The organism is Bosea sp. 685 (assembly GCF_031884435.1).
In the GTDB taxonomy this organism is placed as follows: domain Bacteria; phylum Pseudomonadota; class Alphaproteobacteria; order Rhizobiales; family Beijerinckiaceae; genus Allobosea.
In genome coordinates, this window is the sequence record NZ_CP134779.1 from 3352613 (window position 1) to 3367002 (window position 14390).

General features: G+C 66.3%; 14 protein-coding genes. 8 read left to right on the forward strand and 6 right to left on the reverse strand.

Going from position 1 to position 14390, the window contains the following annotated elements:
• The first annotated feature begins 102 nt into the window (after positions 1-102).
• The 4 genes from RMR04_RS17030 (at position 103) to RMR04_RS17045 (ending at position 4148) form a co-directional block, all read left to right on the forward strand.
• A complete protein-coding gene (locus RMR04_RS17030; protein ID WP_311909519.1) occupies positions 103-633 on the forward strand; it encodes a CoA-binding protein in 531 nt (176 codons plus the stop codon).
• 152 nt (positions 634-785) lie between these two features.
• A complete protein-coding gene (locus RMR04_RS17035; protein WP_311909520.1) occupies positions 786-2036 on the forward strand; it encodes an FAD-dependent oxidoreductase in 1251 nt (416 codons plus the stop codon).
• A 135-nt stretch (positions 2037-2171) separates the two neighbouring features.
• Positions 2172-2753, forward strand: a complete 582-nt coding sequence (locus RMR04_RS17040; RefSeq protein WP_311909521.1) for a hypothetical protein — start codon at positions 2172-2174, stop codon at positions 2751-2753.
• Between the two features lie 117 nt (positions 2754-2870).
• Complete coding sequence (locus tag RMR04_RS17045; RefSeq protein WP_311909522.1) at positions 2871-4148, forward strand: O-acetylhomoserine aminocarboxypropyltransferase; 1278 nt, start codon at positions 2871-2873, stop codon at positions 4146-4148.
• 318 nt (positions 4149-4466) lie between these two features.
• Here RMR04_RS17045 and RMR04_RS17050 read toward each other — a convergent pair whose 3' ends face one another.
• Together RMR04_RS17050 and RMR04_RS17055 are read right to left on the reverse strand one after the other, a co-directional pair.
• Positions 4467-5390: an IS5 family transposase gene (locus tag RMR04_RS17050; RefSeq protein WP_311909523.1), complete on the reverse strand. Its 924-nt coding sequence runs from the start codon at positions 5388-5390 to the stop codon at positions 4467-4469.
• An 80-nt stretch (positions 5391-5470) separates the two neighbouring features.
• Positions 5471-6589 (reverse strand): COX15/CtaA family protein, encoded by a 1119-nt coding sequence (locus tag RMR04_RS17055; protein ID WP_311909524.1) that lies wholly within the window; start codon positions 6587-6589, stop codon positions 5471-5473.
• 109 nt (positions 6590-6698) lie between these two features.
• Here RMR04_RS17055 and RMR04_RS17060 point away from each other — a divergent pair, with 109 nt between their 5' ends.
• Positions 6699-6908 carry a DUF2842 domain-containing protein gene (locus tag RMR04_RS17060; RefSeq protein WP_311909525.1) on the forward strand — a complete coding sequence of 70 codons (210 nt, stop codon included), beginning with the start codon at positions 6699-6701 and terminating at the stop codon, positions 6906-6908.
• Positions 6909-6950: 42 nt separating this feature from the next.
• On the opposite strand, the gene RMR04_RS17065 is transcribed toward RMR04_RS17060, so the two are convergent.
• Positions 6951-8003, reverse strand: a complete 1053-nt coding sequence (locus tag RMR04_RS17065; RefSeq protein ID WP_311909526.1) for a polysaccharide deacetylase family protein — start codon at positions 8001-8003, stop codon at positions 6951-6953.
• A gap of 140 nt (positions 8004-8143) precedes the next feature.
• Here RMR04_RS17065 and RMR04_RS17070 point away from each other — a divergent pair, with 140 nt between their 5' ends.
• Positions 8144-9373, forward strand: coding sequence for a GNAT family N-acetyltransferase (locus RMR04_RS17070; RefSeq protein WP_311909527.1), 1230 nt, complete (start codon positions 8144-8146; stop codon positions 9371-9373).
• Positions 9374-9581: 208 nt separating this feature from the next.
• Here RMR04_RS17070 and RMR04_RS17075 read toward each other — a convergent pair whose 3' ends face one another.
• On the reverse strand, positions 9582-11783 hold the full coding sequence (locus RMR04_RS17075) for a GumC family protein (protein ID WP_311909528.1): 2202 nt from the start codon (positions 11781-11783) through the stop codon (positions 9582-9584).
• 180 nt (positions 11784-11963) lie between these two features.
• On the opposite strand from RMR04_RS17075, the gene RMR04_RS17080 reads away from it, so the two are divergent.
• Together RMR04_RS17080 and RMR04_RS17085 are read left to right on the forward strand one after the other, a co-directional pair.
• Complete coding sequence (locus tag RMR04_RS17080; protein WP_311909529.1) at positions 11964-12524, forward strand: polysaccharide biosynthesis/export family protein; 561 nt, start codon at positions 11964-11966, stop codon at positions 12522-12524.
• A 19-nt stretch (positions 12525-12543) separates the two neighbouring features.
• Positions 12544-13713 (forward strand): glycosyltransferase, encoded by a 1170-nt coding sequence (locus RMR04_RS17085; protein WP_311909530.1) that lies wholly within the window; start codon positions 12544-12546, stop codon positions 13711-13713.
• Here RMR04_RS17085 and mdtI read toward each other — a convergent pair.
• Positions 13700-14038 carry a multidrug/spermidine efflux SMR transporter subunit MdtI gene (mdtI, locus tag RMR04_RS17090; RefSeq protein WP_311909531.1) on the reverse strand — a complete coding sequence of 113 codons (339 nt, stop codon included), beginning with the start codon at positions 14036-14038 and terminating at the stop codon, positions 13700-13702. The genes RMR04_RS17085 and mdtI overlap by 14 nt on opposite strands.
• Complete coding sequence (locus tag RMR04_RS17095; RefSeq protein ID WP_311909532.1) at positions 14035-14388, reverse strand: DMT family transporter; 354 nt, start codon at positions 14386-14388, stop codon at positions 14035-14037. Before RMR04_RS17095 ends, mdtI begins: the two co-directional genes overlap by 4 nt.
• Positions 14389-14390: the final 2 nt, after the last annotated feature.

Consider the following 14390-nt stretch of genomic DNA (forward strand, 5'->3'; position numbering starts at 1 on the left):
GTTTCCGGAGGATTTTCCGGTGGGCGAACCGCCCGCGCTTCGAGATCGACGCTCCGCCAGCGCAGGTGTAGAACCACCTCGCCCTCTCCCCGGATCATCTTCATGCCTCACGACGCTTACCCCGACAGCCTGATCCGCGACATCCTCAAGAGCGTGAAGCGCATCGCTCTGGTCGGAGCCTCCGGCAACGAGGCGCGGCCGAGCTGGATCGTGACGAAATACCTGCTCGATCGCGACTATGACGTCATTCCCGTCAATCCCGGCCTTGCCGGCCAGACCCTGCTCGGCAAGACCGTCTACGGCTCGCTCAAGGATATCCCCGGCGCGATCGACATGGTCGAGATCTTCCGCAATTCGGAAGCCGCCGGACCGATCACCGACGAGGCGCTGACGCTCGATCCTCTGCCCAAGGTCATCTGGATGCAGCTTTCGGTGCGCAATGACGAGGCTGCGGCGCGGGCAGAGGCCAAGGGCGTCACCGTGATCATGAATCGCTGCCCCAAGATCGAATATGGCCGGCTCTCCGGCGAGATCGGCTGGCAAGGCATCAATTCGCGGATTCTCTCCTCGAAGAAGCCGGTGCTCGCCGGCAAGGGTTTTCAGAAGCTGACGATCCATCGGCCGGGGACGTGATAAGCACCTGACCGTCATTGCGAGCACCCGGGTCTTGCCTTCGGCAAGCCCGAGTACAGGCTCCGCGAAGCAATCCAGGAGACATCGCTCGACGGCCCCTGGATTGCGTCGTCGCTGCGCTCCTCGCAATGACGACATGAGGAGGCGATGCGATGCGCGAGCTCTCCACCACCTGCTGCATCGCCGGCGGCGGCCTGGCCGGGATGATGCTCGGCTTCCTGCTGGCGCGGGCCGGCGTCGATGTCGTCGTGCTGGAAAAGCATGCCGACTTCCTGCGCGATTTCCGCGGCGACACCATCCACCCCTCGACGCTGCAAGTGATGCACGAGCTCGGCCTGCTCGAGGATTTCCTCAAGCTGCCGCACACCAAGACCCGCGAGCTCGCCATTCGCTTCGGCAACGAGACGATCCAGTTCGTCGATTTCTCGCATCTGCCGGTCGTGGCTCCCTATGTCGCGATGATGCCGCAATGGGATTTCCTCGACTTCCTGGCCGATAGGGGTCGCGAGCAGCCGCGTTTCACCTTGCTGATGAATGCAAAGGCCGAGGGGCTGATCGAGGAGGGCGGCCGGGTCGTCGGCCTCACCGGCACGGCCGAAGACGGCCCGCTCAGCATCCGCGCCGATCTCGTCGTCGCAGCCGATGGACGCCGCTCCGACATCCGGGCGGCGTCCGGCCTGAAGAACCTAGATATCGGCGCGCCGATGGACGTGCTCTGGTTCAGGCTGCCGCGCGAAGCGGGCGACCCCGGCCAGACCGGCGGCCAGGTCGCCAATGGCCGCCTGCTCGTCACACTCGACCGGGGCGACTACTGGCAATGCGCCTTCGTCATTCCCAAAGGCCGGTTCGACGGCCTGCGCGCGGCCGGGCTCCAGGCCTTCCGCGCGGGCATCGTCACGCTCGCGCCCTGGTTCGCCAACCGGATCGACGTCATCGCCGACTGGGACGAGATCAAGCTGCTGACGGTCGCCGTCGACCGGCTCGAGCGCTGGTGGCGCCCCGACCTCATCTGCATCGGCGACGCGGCGCATGCGATGTCGCCGATCGGCGGCGTTGGGGTCAATCTCGCGGTGCAGGACGCGGTCGCGGCGGCCAATCGCCTCGCCGCGCCCTTGCGCGAGAAGCGGCTCGCAGACGCCGATCTCGCAGCCGTGCAGGAGCGCCGGGAGTTCCCGGCCAGGGCGACGCAACGCATCCAGGTCCTGGCGCAAAACCGCATCATCTCACCGCTCCTGGCGCGCGCCGACAGCGATGAGCCGCTCGGCCCGCCCTTCCTGGTCAGGCTGTTCGATTGGTTCCCGATCCTGCGCCGCATCCCGGCGCACATCGTCGGCCTCGGCATCAGGCCGGAGCATATCGGCCCGGAACTGGCGCCGCGGAGCGACCGCCAAGGTTTGATCTGAGCGGAATACCGCGTCCGCCGGCCGGACATCACGCCGCGAACCGAGAGCGCCCCCGTTGCGCACGATCACAAGTTGCGCAACATGGCGACGTCAATGTCAGCCGCCTTCGCGGTGCAACGTTCGGATGAGACTATGATGCCGCCGCGCCGGTCGTTCCTCGTCAGCGTCGCGCTCGTCGCCACCATCGTTTCGGTCTGGTTCGCCCCGGCCTCGGCGCGCGATCTCAAGATCAATATGGATCCAAGCGGAGCCGGCTTCACGATCGAAGGCTGGGCCATGCAGACCAGCAATACCGGCACGATTTTCCATCAATGCCAGCAGGATATCTGCGGGCGCGGCTCGACGGTGAGCCTCCGCAAGCAGGCGTCGGGCACGTTCACAGTCGCCACCCTGCGCCAGAATGAGCAGCGGATCTCGGCGCTCCTGTCCGAGCGGCTGCAAGGCAAGATCGCCCGCATCGATATCACGCCTGTCAGGGATCGAAGCGACAAGGTCTTCCGAATGGCCGAGCTTACGCGGACGATTGTCCCCGCGCCGGGCGCCGAAATCGGCATGCAGCAATACTGGAAATCCGGCTTCGCCTCGACATCGACCGGCGGCTATTCGCTGGCAAGTTCGGCCAGCAGCCGCAAGCTCGCCGACGCGAATTTCGCGACCTTTCAGCTGCCGATCCTGCTTATGCTCAAACTTCAATCCGGCAGGAGTGCCGGCGAATGAGCCGGCCGGCAAGCATCAGAGGCGACCGCACGAACCGACGCCTTGACGCATGCTCGACACGTTCGATAAAAAGAACAAAATTGCCGCTATAGAAAATCAAACATCAGGAAGCACGCCATGACCGACCGCGCACCGGGTTTCCACACGCTTGCCATCCATGCGGGCGCGGCCCCTGACGCAGCCACCGGCGCGCGCGCCACGCCGATCTACCAGACCACCAGCTTCGTCTTCGACGATGTCGACCACGCCGCCTCGCTGTTCGGCCTGCAGGCCTTTGGCAATATCTACAGCCGCATCGGCAACCCGACCAATGCGGTGCTGGAGGAGCGCGTGGCCGCGCTCGAAGGCGGCACGGCGGCACTCGCGGTCGCCTCGGGCCACGCCGCCGAGTTCCTCTGCTTCCACGCGCTGATGCAGCCTGGCGACGAGTTCGTCGCCGCCAAGAAGCTCTATGGCGGCTCGATCAACCAGTTCAACCACTCCTACAAGAACTTCGGCTGGGGCGTGATCTGGGCCGATTCCGACGATCTTGAGAGCTTTGCCGCCGCGGTGACGCCCAAGACCAAGGCGATCTTCATCGAATCGATCGCCAATCCCGGCGGCGTCGTGGTCGACATCGCCGGCATCGCGGCCATCGCGAAGAAGCACAACATCCCGCTCATCGTCGACAACACGATGGCGAGCCCCTATCTGATCCGCCCCTTTGAGCATGGCGCCGACATCGTCGTGCACTCCGCCACCAAGTTCCTGGGCGGGCACGGTAATTCCGTCGGCGGCATCATCGTCGATGGCGGCTCGTTCAACTGGGTCGGCGACGACCGCTACCCGATGCTGTCCAAGCCCAGACCTGAATATAACGGCATGGTGCTGGGCGAGACCTTCGGCAATTTCGCCTTCGCCATCGCCACCCGCGTGCTCGGCCTGCGCGACATGGGCCCGGCGCTCTCCCCCTTCAACGCCTTCCTGATCCTGACCGGCATCGAGACCCTGCCGCTGCGCATGCAGCGCCATTGCGAGAACGCGCTGGCCGTCGCCAAACATCTGTCGAGCCATCCGGCTGTGGAATGGGTCAGCTATGCCAGCCTGCCCGGCAGCACGTATTACGAGCTCGCCCAGCGCTATTCGCCCAAGGGCGGCGGCGCGGTCATGACGATCGGCCTCAAGGGCGGCTACGAGGCCGGCGTCAAGCTGGTCACCGACCTCAAGCTGTTCTCGCATCTCGCCAATATCGGCGACACCCGCTCGCTGGTGATCCACCCGGCCTCGACCACCCACCGCCAGCTCACGGACGCGCAGAAGACGGCCTCGGGCGCCGGACCGGAGGTAGTGCGGCTCTCGATCGGGCTGGAGGATGTCGTCGATCTGATCGACGATCTCGATCAGGCGCTGGCGTAGGGCGCGGCAACCCTTCTCCCCCACCAAGATCGGGCTTGCCCGATCTTGGCAAAGCTCATGCCCATGTCGGAAACATCCGACATGGGTGGGAGAAGGTGTCTGCGAAGCAGACGGATGAGGGAAGGGTCGCGCAAGCGGCCCTTTTTCTTGTCTCGGGTTGAGGCTCTTCCCTCATCCGTCAGCGCTTCGCGCTGCCACCTTCTCCCCCGAGGATTCCTCTGCGAAACGCGGCTGAGGACTGATATTTTGACGGCGGATTGTTCGCCTGTGACGGGCGGTCTTCAGCGGTTGGCTTGGAGAGCTCGCAGTCGACCTGGTTCAGCCGCCTGCGATGATGGTGGCGCGCCGGAGATTGTAGACGGTTGCGAAGGCAATCAGGTCTGCGGTGTTGGCGACGAACGAGTGGCATCGCGTCCGGGCTTTGCCATAGAGGCGCTTCATGGCGCTGAAGACAGCTTCGACGGGAGCGCGGCGGCGCGCGATCAGGGCGTTGCGGCGCTGCAGCCAGCGCGGCAGGACAGCGATGTGCTTGTGCCGGCGATGCATGATCCGGTCCTTGATGCCCAAGGCCTTCAGGGCGGCGCGCTGGGCCTTGCTCTCATAGCCGCGATCGGCATAGACGGCGGCCTCGTCGCCGCTGACGAGCCCTGGGGCCATCTCGACGTCCTGTATCCGCGCCGAGGTCACGAGCGCCGTGCGGATCAGGCCCGAGCCCTCGTCGACGCCGACATGCAGCTTGTAGCCGAAATGGGCCTTGCCGTTCTTCTTGCCCCAGTCGGCGCCGGGTTCACGGGGGTGGCCCTTGCCCAGCCCGGCTTCGCGTGACGGGGCAGCATGCGTCGCCTGAACGATTGTGGCGTCGAGCAATGTGCCCTTCTTCAGGATCAGACCCTTGGCCGAGAGCTGCGCGCCGATCTCGGCAAAGCAGGCCTCGAGCACGCCCGCCTGCGCTGCCGCCAGCCGAAAGCGGCACAAGGTCGTCTCGTCGGGCGTGCCGCCATCGAGCGCAAACCCGCAGAAACGTCGAAACGACAGCCGGTCCAGCAGCGCCTCCTCCAGGCCGGGATCCGACAAATCGTAAAGCGCCTGCAGATAGAGCGCCTTGAGCATCGCAAGCGGCGCGTAAGGCGGCCTGCCCGTCTCAGCCTGGCGCAGCTTGCCGGCCAAGGGCGCCAGCCGATCCCACGCGATCAGCCCATCGATCTTCGCAAGCTTCGCGTTCGCACCCAGGCGTGGGTCCAAAAACGCCTCAGCCAAAGACATCTGATCCGACATGCCGATCACCCCGCCGCACCCGAGCGAAGTGAATCAGCAATCAAACCTCAACGCCAGGGCCCTTTCGCAGAGAAATCCCCGAGGGGAGAAGGGAACTGCGTCCGCGTCAGATGCACCACGCCCATCGCCAGCACGGTGAAGCCGAGCGCCTGATGCGCCAGCCCCGCCCATAACGGCACGACCAGCAGCAGGGTCACGATGCCGAGCGCCGACTGTGCCAGGACGAGGCCCGTGATCGCGGTCGCGCGCTTGGCCGCGCCCGAACCCGGCATGACGCGGCGCAGCCAGAGCATGTGCCAGAGCGCGACCGCGAGCAGGAGATAGGCGCCGAGGCGGTGGTTGAACTGCACCAAGGCGACATTGTCGACGAAGTTCTCCCAGAACGGGCTCTGCGCGAACAGCATCGAGGCCGGCGGCACGAGCGCACCGTCCATCAACGGCCAGGTATTGAGGGTAAAGCCCGCCCGCGCCCCCGCCACGAGCCCGCCGAGCGCGATTTGCAGGAAGAGCAGCGCCAGGAGCAGCCAGGCGACGGCCCTGCCCCGCGCCGGCTCGATGCGCCGCGGCGGTGTCAGTGCCGTCGCGAAGGCGATGACCGAGGCGAAGAACAGCCCGGCGAAGGTGAGATGCAGCGTCAGTTTCACCGGCGCGACGGCGACCATGCCGGGCTCTAGCCCCGAGGCGACCATGATCCAGCCGATCGCGCCCTGCAGACCGAGCAGCAGGCCCATGCCGAACAGGGTGAGCGTCCGCCGCCAGGGCAGCAGGCGGCGCAGCGCCACGACCAGGAAACCGACGAGATAGACCAGGCCAATGAAGCGGCCGAGCTGGCGGTGGCCCCATTCCCACCAATAGATGAACTTGAATTCGCCGATCGCCATGCCCGCATTGAGAAGCTGGTATTGCGGGCTGGCGCGATATTTCTCGAACTCGGCCGCCCAGGCGGCGTCCGATAGCGGCGGCAATGCGCCGGTGATCGGCTTCCATTCGGTGATCGAGAGGCCCGAGCCCGTCAACCGCGTCGCGCCGCCGACGATGACCATGACGAAGACGAGCGCGGCGACGATCCAGAGCCAGCGGCGGATGCCGGCATGGCTTGTGTCGCTGCGGGTCTGCGAAACGGTCTGGTCCAGGGCGATCGTCACGGAAGCTGCGCCTTCGCTCATCAATGCCGCGCTTCACAATCAGGCGCGCGGGTGACAGATAGACCCGCAAGATAGACCCGACAACGCCCGCATTGCCGCAGCCGACGGCTCGCAGGGCCGGAGACGAAGCATGACCCAGAGCCACCGCAAACTGATCGGCACCGTCGCGATCCTCGTCTTCGTCTGCGTCTACGCGCTCGTCGCCATGGCGCTGGCGCAGGGCCGCATCACCGAGGCGCCGAAGCTTGTGCAGACGATCGCCTATATCGCGCTCGGCCTCGCCTGGATCCTGCCGCTGCTGCCACTGATCCGCTGGATGGAGCGCAAGGACGAGAGGTGAAGCCGTCTTCCCTTCTCCCGCCAGGGGAGAAGGGAAAACCAGCTACCCCACATTCACCCGCCGCCCCCGGTTCCAAAGCAGAAACGGCAGGCCAGAGAGCAGCGCCCGCACCGCCTCCTCGCTCTGATGCAAACCGTTGAGCGAGACGCGCGGCAAGGCGTGGAGGTGGCGCGCATGCGCGTCGAAGAGATGGCCCGGCCGCGTCGTCACGGCACTGGCGAACCCGGCCTTCGCCGCCATCTTGAATTCGCGGGGCCCCGCCGAACCGGGATCGCCGACCGGATAGGCGAAATGGCGGATCGGGATGCTAAGCTCCGCCTCCAGGCGCGCCTTGCTCTCGACGATTTCGCTACGAGCGATCTCAGCCTCGTGTTTCGCCAGCATCGGGTGACTGAGCGTATGGGCGCCGATCGTCACACCGGGCGCGCCCGAGACGGCGCGCAACGTCTCCCAGGGCAGGCATTCACGCTCGACAAGCGCAACCGGGTCGATTCCGGCCTGCTGCGCCAGGGTGGAAATCGCAGAGAGCAGAATCGCTTCCGGCTGTTTGCGCAGACGCCAGTAGAGCGCGGTGAAGGCGTGCAGTTTCTCGGCATCGGTTTCGGTGCGAGCGGCAAAGCCGCCATCGGGCAGCTCCACCGCGATGCGCGGCAGGGTCCGGATCGCCTCCTCCAGCTCCAGCCACCAGAGCCGCGCCGTGCGGTCGGCGAAGCCCGGCGTCACGAACAGCGTCCAGGGCGCCTCATGCTTCGCCAGCACTGGCCAGGCATGGTCGAGATTATCGCGATAGCCGTCATCGAAGCTCAACGCGACGAAGAAGCGGCTCTGCCTGTTGCTGGTCAGGCGCGTGACCGCCTCGTCGAGCGAGACGATGTCATAACCCTGCGCCCTGATCAGCGTCAGGGTCAGGTCGAGAAACTCCGGCGTGATCTCCAGCAGGCGGTTGGGTTGGAATCCCGCCGTGGAAGCCGGCCGGATATGGTGCAAGGTCAGGATCACGCCCGCGCCTTGCGCAAGGCCCCTGCCCCAGCGGTCGGCGCGGGTCAGCGCGATCGCCTTGAACACGGCCGAGAAGGCTTTGTGGCGCAGATTCATCGCTTATTCATCGCTTATCCGTGGCAACCGCTCGGTAACGCTGTTCACCGATCTCGCGGCCAGCTCACGCGAGCTTGACCGGTCTGTTCACAATAGCGGGTTAAAAGGGCGCATCATTTGCCCGCAGAGGCCGCCTGAGCATGTCCGCACTCGCCGAACGCCCTTCGGCCCTGTCCCTCACGGAGAGCAGCAGCGCCACCGGTGCCCGGCCCTGGCGCTCGCTCGCGATCGCCTCCGACATCGCCGCGATCGAGGCCGATTGGCGCGCGCTGGAGGGCCATGCGCTGGTGACGCCCTATCAGGCCTATGGCTGGGTGCAGCCCTTCACCGCGACGGTCGGTACGGCGCATGGCATGGATTTCCGCTATGCCGTGCTGCGCGACGCGCTGGCCCAGGCCATCGCGATCCTGCCGCTGGTCATCACGCGCCGCAACGGCATCCGCTTTGCCGAATTCATCGGCGGCAAGCACGCCAATTATCATATGGGCCTCTACGCGCCCGATTTCGCCGCCGCGCTCGATGCCGGGACGACGCGCCGGATGCTCGACGAGATCGGGGTGGCGATCGGCGGGCTCGACGCTTTCGTCTTCGTCAACCAGCCGACGCTGTGGCAAGGCGTGGCGAACCCGACAGCCCTGCTCGCGGCCGGGCCGAGCCCGAGCGGCGCCTATAAGCTCGCGCTCACGCCGGGCGATTCCGACGGTGCACTGCGGCGCGCCATGAGCAGCCACGCGCATAAGAAGCTCAAGAACAAGCGCAACCGCTTCGCCAGCTTCGGCGCGTCGCGCTTGGTCAAGGCGGAGAGCGAGGTTGAGATCGCCAGCGTGATCGACGCCTTCCTGATCCAGAAGGCCGCGCGTTTCAGGGCCATGGGCGTGCCCGATCCTTTCGCGGATCCAGCGATGCGCTCCTTCCTGCAGCGCGCCGCCGCGACCGGAGGCGCCGTTCAGCCTGCGCTCGAACTCTACTCGCTCGATGTCGAGGGCTGTTCGGTCGCGACCTATGTCGGCGCGGTGCAGGGCCAGCGCTTCTCCGGGATGGCAACCTCCTTCGACATGGACAGCGAGATCGCCAAGACCAGCCCCGGCGAGATCCTGCTGGTCGATCTGATCAAGCTGAAAGGCAATGCCGGCATCAGCGTCTTCGATCTCGGCGTCGGCGAGGCACGCTACAAGACGACGATCTGCGACGATCGCGACGAACTGGTCGATACCTTCCTGCCGCTCACAGTGAAGGGACGCGCCTTCGCCAGCGTGGCCCGGGCCAAGCGCGCGCTCAAGCGCCGGGTCAAGAGTTCGCCGGTGCTGCTGAAACTGGCGCAACGCGCCTCGGGCTGGCTGAACCGGGGCCGCAGCGCGAGCGAGGAATAGGCTTAAATCATGCTGTCTCGGCTCGGAACTACGCCGTCATTCCGGGGCGCCCCGTAGGGGCGAGCCCGGAACCCAGAACCGCAGATGGTGACGACATAAGCGCGGCCGATGACGACGCCCGATTCCCAGCTCCATCGGTTCTGGGTTCCGGGCTCGATCCTTCGGATCGCCCCGGAATGACGGCGTGGTTCCAACCGGGCTCCAAACCTCAGGCCGGCTCCTCGTCATGCTGGCGCATCATCGCCATCGCGCCGGCGAAGCTCACGGGCGCATCGAGCACGAGCGCGACCGGCGCCTTCGTCAGATCCGAGAGGCGATAGGCGGCCTCGACCGCGTGGCCGTTACCGACCTGCCCGGCCATGACGAGCCCGCCCTGGGCGCGCCCGGCGATCGGCGCCAGAACGGCGCTGTCATCACTTGAGGCAGCCGCCACCAGCACCCAGTCATAGGTCTCGCAGAGCGCGTCGAGAGCGACCTCGACGAGGTCGGGCGCAGCCAGCACCGCGTCGCGGCCGGCATGGCCGGGCCCGATGCGATGCAGCCGCGAGCCCTCGGCGCGCGTGATGATGTCGGAGAACAGCGCCTCTCCGGCGAGCAGTTCCGAGAAGCCGGGCTGGCTGAGATCCCCGTCGACAACCAGATCGACGATGATGCAGCGGCAGCGCTGGGACAAAAGTTCGGCCAGGTCGCGCGCCGTTGTGGCGCCGTCGCCACCGCCATCCAGCACCACGACCATGGGAGCCATGCCGCGCGGCGGCTCGTCGATCCGCTCGGCGAGATCGGCCAGCGTGTCTTCCGGCCGCTCGAGGTCGAGCGTGACCTGGCCGAGCCGGCCGGTATGGGTGAGCAGACCCGCGACGCGCTCGCGGCGCGGGTCGGTGCGAGCGGTCGTGCCGCCGCCGACCCAACCCGGAGCGCGCTGCGGCTTGCCGGACGGCGCATCGGCCTGCCCGTTGAGCAATTCGCGCGAGGCGACTGCGGCCAGGGCGATCATGAAGGTCGCCAGCGTCGCCACGACCATGGTCGGAATCTTCTTGGGGAAGGACGGCTCGGTCGGCTCCACGGCGCGCGAAATGATGCGGGCATCGGCCGGGGCGGCGTTCTGGGTGTCGCGCGCCATCGCCTCGCGGTAGCGCTGCATATACTGTTCGAGCTGGTCGCGCAGCGTGCGGGCCTCGCGCTCCAAAGCGCGCAGCTGCACCTCGCTGTCATTGGCGGTTGAAGCGCTCTTCTTCTGGCCGTCGAGGGCGGCGGTGAAGCTCTCGACACGCTGGCCGGCGATCTTGGCCTCGTTCTCCAGGGTGCGCACCGCACGCTCGGAGGCAGCACGGAGCTGACCCTCGAGATCGGCGAGCTGGGCGTTCAACTCCTTGATCCGCGGATGCTCGGAGAGAAGATTGCGCGATTCGAGCGCGATCTGGGCGCGCAGATTGACGCGCTGCTCGATCAGGCGGCGCACCAGTTCGTTATTGGCGACATCGGGGATTTCGAAGGTGCGGCCCTGCTTGATCGCATCGCGGATCAGGCCGGCCTTGGCCTGCGCCTCGGCCTGCTGGCTGCGGGCGGCGGAAAGCTGAGCCGAGAGGTCGGTGAGCTGCTGGGAGGTGATCGTGGTATTGTTGGCGCCAACCAGCAAGCCATTGCGCGAGCGGTATTCCTCGACCTTGGCCTCGGCCTCGGCGAGGCGTTTGCGCAAGGGCTCGATCGTAGTCGAGAGCCAGGAGGAGGCGCTGCGCGCCGTATCCTGCTTCGCCGCCTCCTGCGTCTCCAGATAGGTGCTGGCAATGGTGTTGGCGCCCTTGGCCGCGAGCTCGGGATCACGCGAGGTGAACTCGACCGAGACGATGCGCGAACGACCGACGGGATAGACCAGCAAGCGGTCATAATATTTCTCGAGGACGCGCTCCTCCGGCGAACGATCGGCCGGATGGCCGCCGACCCCGATCATCACGCCGATTTTCTTCAGCGCACTCAGCGCGCCTGCGCCCGCGTCGAACTCGGAATTGCCGACGAGGCCGATGCGCTTGATCGCCTCGCGCGCCAGATCACGCGACATGATGACCTGGACCTGGCTCTGCACGCCTTCGCTGTCGAATTGCTGCCCGGAGCTTTCGCCGGCGCCCTGCCCCGGCCGCGTATAGAAGCTGTCGCGGTTTTCCAGAAGGATGCGCGCCTCGCCGGTGTAGCGGGCGGGGACGAGGTTGACCGCGACGAAGGACAAACCGAGTGCCGCCACGGTCGGAGCGATGATCCAGAGCTTGCGACGCTTGATCGCCGTCCACAGCGCCGCCAGATCGAGCATGTCGCCACGCGCCTCGCCGGCGTCACGCGCACGGCTCTCGGCTCGTGCCTGGCTCTCGGTTCGCGCAGGGCTTTCGGCTCGCATTTGGCTCTCGGCCTGAGCTGTCATGACGCTTCCCTTCACGGATAACTCGCGGCGCTCGGGAGAGAACGCGACCATCATCAAAGCTCAGTAAGGTTAGTGCCGAGTTAAAGCCGGCAACGGACAGCCAGATCTTGTTCATCATCAGGTTTTCTTAACCATATCGGCCTAGTCCTGATTTCAGTTTCCGCATGGATATCGCCCGCGATGAGTCGCCATCTCGCCCCTCTCGTTCTGGCCGTCGCCATGACCGCGACCGCTTGCGCACCACGCCATGTCGACGCCGATTACGCCGTCGCCCAGCCGAGCGGCCCTTATCGGCTCGCCAGCGGCGACCGCCTGCGCATCATCGTCTTCGGGCAGGACAATCTCTCGAACATCTACGCGGTCGACGGTGCAGGCCGCATCTCGATGCCGCTGATCGACACGATCGATGCGCAAGGGCACACCACCCAGCAGTTGGAAAAGGCGATCGAGGGCCGGCTGCGGCGCGGTTACCTGCGCGAACCCAAGGTTTCGGTCGAGGTCGACACTTATCGCCCGTTCTTCGTCCTGGGCGAAGTCACCAATTCCGGCCAATTTCCTTACGTCAACGGCATGACGGTGCAGACGGCGGTCGCAATCGCCGGCGGTTTCACGCCGCGCGGGCAGCGCTCCTCGGCCGAAGTGACGCGGCAGGTCGACGGTCAATTGGTGACCGCGACGGTGCCGATCACCTACGCCGTCCAGCCCGGCGACACGATCGTCATCAAGGAACGCTGGTTCTGATCCGTCCGGAGCGCTTCCGATGACGGACAGCCCGCAGGCGCAGCCGCTGCGCATTCTCCATGTCTTCCGCGCGCCGCTCGGCGGCCTGTTCCGGCATGTGCTCGATCTCGCGCGCGGCCAGGTCGAGCGCGGCCACCATGTCGGCATCTTCTGCGACGCCACCACGGGCGGCACCCGCGCCGACGAGATCTTCCGCGAGCTCTCGCCCCAGCTTTCGCTCGGCGTGACCCGTGTGCCGATGTCGCGCTATCCGAGCCTGACCGACGCGAAGGCGCAGATGAGCGAGATCTCGGTCCGCAAGGCGCTGAGGCCCGACATCGTCCATTGCCACGGCTCGAAGGGCGGCGTGTATGGGCGCATTCCCGCCCTTTTCAGCCCGGGCCGGAGCTATGCCACGGCCTATACGCCCCATGGCGGCAGCTTCAACTACAAGCCCGGCGGGGCCGAGCATAAGATCTACATGGCCGTCGAGCGATTGCTCGAGGGCGCGACCGACATGTTCCTGTTCGAGAGCCGCTTCATCGCCGGGCGCTTCGAGGCTTATGTCGGGCACATGCCGCGAACCGACCACCGCATCGTGCTGAACGGCATCTCCGAGGCCGAGTTCGAGCCGATCGACCATTCCCAGGCGGCGTTCGATCTCCTCTATCTCGGTGAATTGCGCTCGGCCAAGGGTGTCGACACGCTGATCGACGCGCTCGCTTTGCTGAAGAGCCGGGACGCGCTGACGCCGCGCATCCTGATCGTCGGCTCGGGGCCAGACGAGGCCGAACTGCGCAAGATGACGATCGATCGCGGCATCGCGGAGCAATGCGTCTTCGAGCCGCCGGGACCGATCCGCAGGGCGCTTTCGAAGGCCCGTGTGATGGTGATCCCGTCGCGGGCGGAATCGCTGCCCTATGTCATCCTGGAGGCGGCGGCGGCGGCCCAGCCCTTGATCTCGACCGATGTCGGCGGCATCAACGAGATCTACGGCCCGCGCCACAGGCATCGGTTGATACAGACCAACGATCCCGTGATCCTCACAGAGGCCATCCGTTCGATCCTGGCGACGCCCGACGCCGAGCGCCAGGCGCAAGCCGCAGACCTCGCCGAGCATGTCCGCCAGAACTTCCGCCTCGACGCCATGATCGATGGCGTCATCGCCGCCTATCGCGACGCGATCGCCGCCCGCGTCACAAAAGCTTGAGCGCCACGACGCCGGCGATGACGAGCGCGATCCCAGCCCAGCCGGAGGGGCGGATGCGCTGGCCGAAGGCGAGCATGCCGACGATCGCGGTGATCACCAGCCCGGCGCCACCCCAGACGGCGTAGGCGACGGACAGGTCCATGCCCTTGATCGCCTGAGCCAAAGCAGCAAAGGCGCCGACTACCAGCAGGATGCCGACGCCGCCGGTGAGCCAGCGCTTCATGCCGTCGGAGAGCTTGAGCAGATACGTGCCCGAGACCTCGAGCAGGACCGCCAGCATCAGCCAGGCGATGGCGAGGCCTTGCGGCAGAAGGGGGGCGGTCATGCCAGCCTCCCCTCATACTCCTCCGCCTCACCGCCGACGCCGCGCTCGAGCAGTACGATACCGGCGATGATGGCGCAGAGCGCCACGATCCGCGTCGGCGTGAGATGCTCGCCAAAGAGCAGATGGCCGGTGGCGGCGATGCCGACGATGCCGAGCCCCTCCCAGACAGCATAGGCAACCGCCAGCGGAATGACGCGCAGCGCCACGCTGAGCAGGGTGAAGGACAGGCCGATCAGGATGAGCGGCAGGAGGGTGACCATGAACGGCGCCGAGACGACCGACTTCAACGCGGCCGTCGCGACGATCTCGACGGCGATGGCCGCGAGCAGAACCAACCAATGAAAAGACATGT